The organism is Microseira sp. BLCC-F43 (assembly GCF_041929235.1).
GTDB lineage: Bacteria > Cyanobacteriota > Cyanobacteriia > Cyanobacteriales > Aerosakkonemataceae > Microseira.
Map to the genome: position 1 here is coordinate 1 of NZ_JBHFNP010000018.1, position 6212 is coordinate 6212.

Sequence of the window (6212 nt, forward strand, 5' to 3'; positions counted from 1 at the left end):
AATCCGGGGGATTCAAGCAAGGAAGAATTTCTTTTCTCTCCACGGATAAATCCGGGGGCAAGTGACCAGGTGCAGAGATCTTGAGAATGGTGCACTCTTAGCGTCTCCCATTCTCCCCGTCTGGTGCGTCTTCAAAGGTCAACACCTCTAAGTTCGGTTTCGTCACCTCAGACCAACCCGCTTTTGTTTCGTTCCCAGGCAAGAGACTGGGAATGCTATATTCGACGATGCTGCCTCCAATTATATGCGGCTTATCGGCAGCTGGAGCCGCTGAAGTTGCGTTACTAGGTGGAACCTGGTAACGAGTGAACCTGGTAACGAGTGATATCATGTCCCTGAGCAAAGGTTGTGTAACTGCTAATAGCTAATCGCTAATCGCTGCTCTCGAGGCAATTGAATTGCGAGCAATTAGCAAGCGAGCAATTAGCCATCCATACACTACCGATACCACAGGACATGATATGAAAGAGAGTTACTCTACTCGTTGCATTGGCGCAACTTTGGGGTCGATGATTTTTTGACCGATGCTGGGAAATTTTATTGCTAAACAGAGTTTGTTTCCCGAACCCAAAACGCGGGTGATTTCGCCGACGCCGAAGTCTTTATGAACGATGCGATCGCCTACTTTCCAATTTTCGCTTTTCACTCCCCCCCTTGTTAAGGGGGGGCAGGGGGGGATCGCTTTTGTCACCCCAGTCGTTCCGTTACCGCTGATATGTTCTTGTGGCAATTCTGCTAAAAATTGCGATTTAATCGCGGGTTCGCGCGAACCATATAAGCGTCGCTCTCGCGCATGAGTCAAAAACAAATTTTCTTGGGCGCGGGTGATGCCTACATAACAGAGTCTGCGTTCTTCTTCTAATGCTGCCGGGTCGTCTAAACTGCGGATGTGAGGGAATAATCCCTGCTCTAATCCTACCAGAAATACAACGGGAAATTCCAGTCCTTTTGCCGAATGCAGCGTCATTAAAGAAACGGCTTTTTGCCCTTCTTTTAAGTTATCCAAATCTGAAGCAAGGGAAGCATTGGCGAGAAAAGCTTCTAAACTCAAATCTTCCGTATCTTCTTGGAATTGCAGCACGGCGTTATAAAGTTCTTGCACGTTTTGCAATCGATCTATTGCTTCATCGGTTCCCTGGGTTTTCAATTCTTGAATATAACCGGATTCTTCCAGGATTCCTTGGACAATTTCTGCTGCCGAGCGGGAATTAATTTCTGCTCGCCAGCGTTGCATAAGTTCGACAAAACTTAAAATCGGTTTTGCCGTTCTTCCTGCTAATGTATTCACCGATGTTTCATCGGTTAAAATTTCCCATAAGGGAATGCCCAATTCTTGCGCTGCTGCAATTAATCGGTCTAAAGTCGCTTTGCCAATTCCGCGACGGGGGGTATTAATAATCCGCAGCAAGCTGACGCTATCTGCTGGATTAGCCAGGGTTCGCAAGTAAGCCAAAACGTCTTTAATTTCTTTGCGATCGTAGAATCTTAAACCCCCTACCATTGTGTAGTGAATATCTCGTCTTACTAGCGCTTCTTCAAATGGGCGAGATTGGGCATTAGTGCGATAAAGAATCGCAAAGCTTCCCCAGTCTAATTCGGGATTATTGTTTGCCAATAAGCGAATTTGATTGACTACAAACTCGGCTTCTACAACCTCATCTTCAGCTTTGTAACAATAAATCTGCTCTCCCGCATCCCGCGTGGCGCGCAAAACTTTATCAATCCGTTGGGTATTATTTTCAATCAGTTTATTGGCTACCTGCAAGATGTTTTCTCTCGAACGATAGTTTTCTTCCAATTTCACCATCGTCTGGGTATCTTCATCGGGCAAACCATCGCCGAAATCATTTTGGAAGTCGAGCAGAATCGTGAAATCTGCCATGCGGAAGCTGTAGATTGAATTATGGACTAAAACTCCATTGGCAATGTAAGTGTGAGCAATATCTACTTCTAAATCGTAAACTTCTCCCCGATACTCCTCCTGAAATACTGCTTCTATTTCATGCTCTTCTAGTTGCCCATCTACATCTACTAAAACTCTCATCCCTGGTTGTAAGTGAGAGAGTGGCATAAATTCATAGGTGATGCCGCAAAGGAAAGCGCGGTGGCGAATTTCTAATCCACCAGTCTCAGCGATTTTATGAGCAACAACCACGGCTTCTTTATAGGATACTCTAGCCGTTTCGAGTCGATAACCGCGATCGTTTTTACTCGAACGAATTGAGAAACCAGCAGCTTGTAAATTGTTGGCAATATCGCGGCGATTAGAACACCATTGTAAGCGATGATAGCTAGCAGACAATTGCCGCTCTAGTCTGGGCGTACCAAACATTACCAAATTTAATGTCTGTCGCCGAGAGCCGTTTTGCGGTCGATAATGGGGATAATCGGGATGCAGCCACAAATCCTCCATTAAATGGTGAGCATTGGTGATGGTGTCAATTTCTTGGAACAACCGGAAAATTAACTCATCGCTGATTTGCAAATTCCGACCTTCGCGGTGAAAAACTATTGTTGGTAGACCATATTTAGCAGCATAGTAAGCTTCGTAGTAACGAGCTTCTTCGTAGGAAGAAGTTGTTTTCAGTACCCAAAGTTTGTCACCATGTTCTTGTGCTGCTTGCAATCTAAAGCCTAATTCTTCTTTGCCATAGTCGTTGCTACGTAGACTTCTGGTCATGCCAACGCGATAACCTCTGTCTGCTCTGTACATTAAGTAAACGTAGTAACGTCCTGCTTGGGGAACCATTCGCGCCAAGATAATGTGATGGGGAGTGCCTTTGAGCAATTTGTTTCCAACGCGCACGCACCACAGGGAATCAGAAAAATAACCCTTTTTGATGTGAGTAACTGTACGGGGATAAAGTTGATGTTCGCCGCTGGGTGCTAATACTTTATCTCCTACCTTTAATGTCTCAATTGGCGCATATCCGTCGGGAGTCAAAATTTGCGTGCCTGGGGGAAGACACTGGTCTGCATCGCCCACGACAAAAATCGAGCGATTTTCCCATTTATCGAATTTTTTGCTATCAACGCCGCCCGTGACTAAAAGGCGAATCAGGTCATATTGGGTGCGGTTGGTATCTTGATATTCATCCACTAAAATATGGCAAAACTTTTTATGCCAGTAAGATAGTACTTGCTGGTTTTGGCAAAATAGCTGCACCGGGACTAAAATTAGGTCGTCGAAGTCGAGGGCGTTATTTTCTGCCAGCGCATCTTGGTAGTGGGTGTAAACATCGGCGATAATTCGCCCTTTATAATAAGGATGCTCTCTGGCATAGTCGCTGGGTGAGAGTCCCTGGTTTTTGGCGTTGCTAATCGCGTAGCGAATGTTGCGGGGTTCAAATTTCTTGTCATCCAAATTTAGCTTTTGGGTGATTATCTGTTTAACCAGAGTTTGCGCTTCCGATTCGTCGAAAATTGAGAAATTGCGATTCCACTTGCGGTTTTTCTCATCTTGATATTTGTCGATATCGTAGCGGAGAATGCGAGCGCAGAGACTGTGGAACGTGCCGCACCAAAGGGGTTTAATATAGGTTTGGTAAACTTGCGATCGCACTCGCGTTTGCTGCGACTCGGTCAAATCTGACAAAACTTTCCCATATTCCTCTTCCGCCTGTCGTTGCGCGAACAACTTTTCAATCCTTTCTTTCATTTCCCGCGCCGCTTTGTTGGTAAAAGTCACCGCCAGGATATTTTCCGGATCGACCCCGTGGCGCAAAATTAAATTAGCAATGCGATAAGTCAGCGCCCGCGTCTTTCCCGACCCCGCCCCGGCGACGACCAATAAAGGACCGCAAAAATGCTCAACGGCACGGCGTTGAGAAGGATTGAGATGGTTAAGAAAATCAGTTGTTTGAGTCATCGAAACTCCTGGGTCTGAAACCCCGTCCTTTTAGGACGGCTTTACATGAAATATGGTAAAATGTGAGGTATGGAAAAAGCCTACCGCTACCGTTTTTACCCAACTACCGAGCAAGAACAAATATTGCGCCGGACAATTGGTTGTGTGCGGTTGGTGTTTAACCGAGCATTGGCGGCGAGAACCGAGGCTTGGTATGAGAGGCAAGAACGTGTAGATTACGTTCAAACTTCTGCCATGTTGACGCAGTGGAAAAAACAAGATGACCTCGAGTTTTTGAATGAGGTGAGTTGCGTGCCACTGCAACAAGGATTGAGACATTTGCAAACTGCATTCAGCAACTTCTTTGCTGGTAGGGCAAGATACCCTAACTTCAAAAAGAAGCGTAGCGGTGGTAGTGCAGAGTTTACTAAGTCTGCTTTCAAATGGAAGGATGGACAAGTCTACTTGGCTAAGTGTGCTGAACCATTGCCAATTAAATGGTCTAGACAACTGCCCAAACGATGTGAACCAACCACTATCACGGTTAGACTTGAGCCTTCTGGGCGCTGGTTTGTCAGCTTGCGGATCAACGATCCCAATGATGAAACTATGCAACCTCAAGATAGTGCTGTGGGATTGGATGTGGGAATTAGCTCTCTTGTTACCCTGAGTACGGGTGAAAAAATTGCTAACCCCAAGGCTTTTGATCGGCACTACCAAAGGTTGAGGAGAGCGCAAAAGTCTTTGAGTCGTAAGCAAAAGGGTTCTGGCAATCGAGACAAGGCAAGACTTAAAGTAGCTCGGATTCAAGCATCTATTTCTGATGCAAGGATTGACCATCTGCACAAACTGACAACCCGATTGATTCGTGAAAACCAAACGATAGTAATCGAGGATTTGGCAGTTAAAAACATGGTCAAGAATCCTAAGCTTGCTCGTGCCATCAGCGATGCTGGTTGGGGTGAGTTGGTGAGACAGCTTACGTATAAAGCCAAGTGGTATGGTCGAACCTTGGTGAAGATTGACCGTTGGTTTCCTAGTTCTAAACGCTGTGGAAACTGTGGACATATCGTTGAAAAACTGCCGTTGAATATCAGAGAGTGGGATTGCCCCAACTGCGGGACACACCACGACCGGGATATTAACGCCGCAAAAAACATTTTGGCGGTGGGACACACCGTGACAGTCTGTGGAGCTTCCGTAAGACCTAATAGGCATGAGTCTAAAGGGCAGTTGCGAAAATCCAGTAATGGAAGGAAACAGAAACCTAAATCGTGAGGTTTAGGAATCACCGCACTTTTAGGGCGGTGAGGATGTCAAATAAGACGGTCAAGTAAAAAGATTCCATAAATTACATAGCAGAAACACTCAACTACGAGATGGAAATTTATATGATTTTCTCAAGGTCGTCAGTAATTTTACCGGGGACGAACAGTAGGCAACATTTACATCTGGCGCTCAAATCGGCATCCTAACTAGATTATCAGTAATTTTACCGGGTGCGAAGGAGACACTGGCGACTCTCCGCCTCCCCCCGTCTCGCCGCCTCCCCGTCTTCTTTGCGCTTTGTGTAATTGAGGTTGTTTCGCCTCGGTTAATTCGCGACGGCAGTACCCATGTTATGTCAAAGGAGTAGTTCTATGAAATGGGCAGTAGCAGCGCTAAGCACCGCGTTAACAGCACTGGCGCCCGTTGCAGCTAATGCAGCAACCTTTAATTTTGCAGGACCGCTGAGCGGTTTGCAAGAGGTGCCGCCAATTAACAGTCCCGCCACAGGGTCTTTTGAAGCTACACTCAACGGCGATCCCGATAACTGGACTTTTAACTATAAAGTGACGTTTGCCGATATGAGCGAAAGTTTGATCTTGGCGCACATCCATAGGGGAAACCGTGGAGAAAATGGCCCAGTCGTTCACAATTTAGATAACGCGCCTTTAAATCAAGGAGTGACCAGCGGTACTATCGTCGGCGATTGGACTTCCGCAGAAGTCCCAGCAGGTACATCTGCTGCTGTTTTCAACCGATTATTAGACAACGGATACTACTTCAACCTCCATTCAACCACCTTCCGTGGCGGCGAGTTACGCGGACAAATTGAGCGAACACCCGAACCTGCTACTGTAATGGGACTAGCATTAGTCAGCGGAACGGTTCTGCTGTTGCGGCGGCGAAACAAAGTCATAAATTAAAGCTTGACTAAGAAGATGCAGCGACGCAGAGACAAGGAGAACGCGGGGAGTTTTTCCTCTGACTCTCTTTGTCCCCCTGTCTTTGATTCTCCCCATCCTCTGAGACAAGGGGACGCGGGGAGTTTTTCCTCTGACTCTCTTTGTCCCCCTGTCTTTGATTCTCCCCATCCTCTGAG

Annotated in this window: 5 protein-coding genes; 2 read left to right on the plus strand and 3 right to left on the minus strand. The window is 46.4% G+C overall.

Annotation, left to right across the window (positions count from 1 at the left end):
* Window positions 1-97: 97 nt before the first annotated feature.
* Both ACE1CM_RS02100 and ACE1CM_RS02105 read right to left on the minus strand, forming a co-directional pair.
* Complete coding sequence (locus tag ACE1CM_RS02100; RefSeq protein WP_374875752.1) at window positions 98-331, minus strand: hypothetical protein; 234 nt, start codon at window positions 329-331, stop codon at window positions 98-100.
* Between the two features lie 141 nt (window positions 332-472).
* Window positions 473-3868 carry a UvrD-helicase domain-containing protein gene (locus ACE1CM_RS02105; protein WP_374875753.1) on the minus strand — a complete coding sequence of 1132 codons (3396 nt, stop codon included), beginning with the start codon at window positions 3866-3868 and terminating at the stop codon, window positions 473-475.
* A gap of 69 nt (window positions 3869-3937) precedes the next feature.
* Between ACE1CM_RS02105 and ACE1CM_RS02110 the strand changes: the two genes are divergently transcribed.
* Together ACE1CM_RS02110 and ACE1CM_RS02115 are read left to right on the plus strand one after the other, a co-directional pair.
* The gene (locus ACE1CM_RS02110; protein WP_374875754.1) at window positions 3938-5125 is read left to right on the plus strand and encodes an RNA-guided endonuclease InsQ/TnpB family protein; all 1188 of its coding nucleotides are present in this window, start codon (window positions 3938-3940) and stop codon (window positions 5123-5125) included.
* Window positions 5126-5487: 362 nt separating this feature from the next.
* Window positions 5488-6036: a CHRD domain-containing protein gene (locus tag ACE1CM_RS02115; RefSeq protein WP_374875755.1), complete on the plus strand. Its 549-nt coding sequence runs from the start codon at window positions 5488-5490 to the stop codon at window positions 6034-6036.
* Here ACE1CM_RS02115 and ACE1CM_RS02120 read toward each other — a convergent pair.
* Window positions 6033-6212: hypothetical protein (locus ACE1CM_RS02120; protein ID WP_374875756.1), on the minus strand; the 180-nt coding region annotated here is incomplete at its 5' end. The genes ACE1CM_RS02115 and ACE1CM_RS02120 overlap by 4 nt on opposite strands.